Origin of the sequence: Microcella sp., from assembly GCF_033763155.1 — a bacterium.
GTDB lineage: Bacteria > Actinomycetota > Actinomycetes > Actinomycetales > Microbacteriaceae > Microcella.
Window position 1 is genome coordinate 1 of sequence record NZ_JANRKZ010000089.1, and the last position, 1,733, is coordinate 1,733.

The 1,733-nt window shown below is 65.7% G+C and carries 2 protein-coding genes and 1 pseudogene; all 3 read right to left on the reverse strand.

Features of this window, described 5'->3' with window-relative positions; genetic code table 11:
* Positions 1–239 (reverse strand): annotated as a pseudogene (locus SFU54_RS04150) (2-isopropylmalate synthase); the annotation flags it as partial.
* A gap of 186 nt (positions 240–425) precedes the next feature.
* Complete coding sequence (gene era / locus SFU54_RS04155; RefSeq protein WP_319015043.1) at positions 426–1,358, reverse strand: GTPase Era; 933 nt, start codon at positions 1,356–1,358, stop codon at positions 426–428.
* Positions 1,355–1,733 (reverse strand): transporter associated domain-containing protein (locus SFU54_RS04160; protein WP_319015044.1); only part of this gene is annotated, 379 nt, incomplete at its 5' end. The genes SFU54_RS04160 and era, both read right to left, overlap by 4 nt.

The window sequence follows — 1,733 nt, forward strand, 5'->3', positions numbered from 1 at the left end:
ACCTCGATCTCTTTGAACCCCATGCGCACGAGCAAGTCGAACATGATGCGCTTGCGCTCGGGGCTCATGGGGTCGATGAGCGCCTGGTTGCCGTCACGCAAATCGACGGCGCACCAGCGGGGCGCCTGGGTGATGCGCTTCGACGGCCAGGTGCGGTCGGGAAGGTCGACACCGAGTTGCTCGTGGTACGGCTGGTACTTGTGAATCGGCATGCCCGAGGGCTGCTGACGGTTCTGCATGAGGTGCTCCTGCTGTGGTCGAGGTGTGGTTGTCAGCCGACGACGAACTCCGCGACGAGGGAGGCTACGGGTCTAAGCCTCGTCGCGGCAGCGAAGAAGGAGCTGGCCGAACACGGTTTCAGGGTACACCCGCGCCCGTCGCGGTACCGAATGCGGTTCGGGATGCTCGTCTCGCCGCACCCGCACCTAGAACCCGAGCTTGCCCAACTGCTTCGGGTCGCGCTGCCACTCTTTCGCGACCTTAACGTGCAGCTTGAGGTAGACGCGGCGGCCCAGGAGCTTCTCGATCTCGAGGCGCGCGCGCGTGCCGACCTCGGTCAAGCGCGAGCCCTTGTGTCCGATGATGATGCCCTTTTGGCTGTCACGCTCGACGAACACGTTGGCGAAGATGTCGAGCACGGCGCCGGGCGAGCGCTCGGCCATCTCGTCGATCGTGACGGCGAGCGAGTGCGGCAACTCGTCGCTCACGCCTTCGAGCGCGGCCTCGCGAATGAGTTCGGCGACGCGGTCGGTCGTCGACTCGTCAGTCACAGCGTCGTTGTCGTAGAGCGCAGGTGACTCGGGCATGAGCGCGATGACCTGCTCGGCGAGCAGGTCGACCTGCTCCCCCGTGACCGCCGAGAGCGGAATCACGAGATCCCACTCGCGCAGTTCTGACACGGCGAGCAATTGCTCGGCAACTTTCGTCGCGCCCGCCGCGTCGGTCTTCGTGACGATCGCGATCTTGCGGGTGCGCGGAAAGCTGTCGAGCTGCTCGTTGATGAAGCGATCGCCCGGCCCGATGGGTTCGTTGGCGGGCACGCAAAAGCCGATGACGTCAACGTCGCCGAGAGTGTCTTGCACGACAGCGTTGAGACGCTCGCCGAGCAGCGTGCGCGGGCGGTGCATGCCGGGCGTGTCGACGACGATCAACTGCCCGGATGCGCGGTGCACGATGCCCCGAATCGCGCGGCGCGTGGTCTGCGGCTTAGAACTCGTGATGGCGACCTTTTCGCCCACGAGGGCGTTGGTGAGCGTCGACTTTCCGACGTTGGGGCGACCGACGAAAGTGACGAATCCGGCCCGAAACGTCGGCTCGTCGGGCGTGGCGGCGGCGCCGCGCGGCTTGCGAGTGCTCACTCGGAGTCCTCTCGGTCGCGGTCAGTGGCAAAGGCTGCGCGAGCATCCAGCAAGGCCTGATCGGCTTCGACGAGCACCGTGACCACGCGCTTCCGTCGGCCCTCGGTGCGCTCGGCCGTGAGATTGAGGCCGTCGACCGTGACGGTCGATCCGGCAACGGGCAAGCGCCCCAGGTGTTTGGCGAGCAGGCCGCCGACCGAGTCGACCTCGTCGTCGTCGAGCTCGATGCCAAACAGATCGCCGAGCTCGTCAATGGGCATACGCGCGCTGACGCGATAGCTGTTCTCGCCCAATTGCTCGCTGTCGGCCGTCTCGCGGTCGTACTCGTCGACGATCTCGCCCACGAGCTCTTCAATGAGATCTTCCATCGTCACG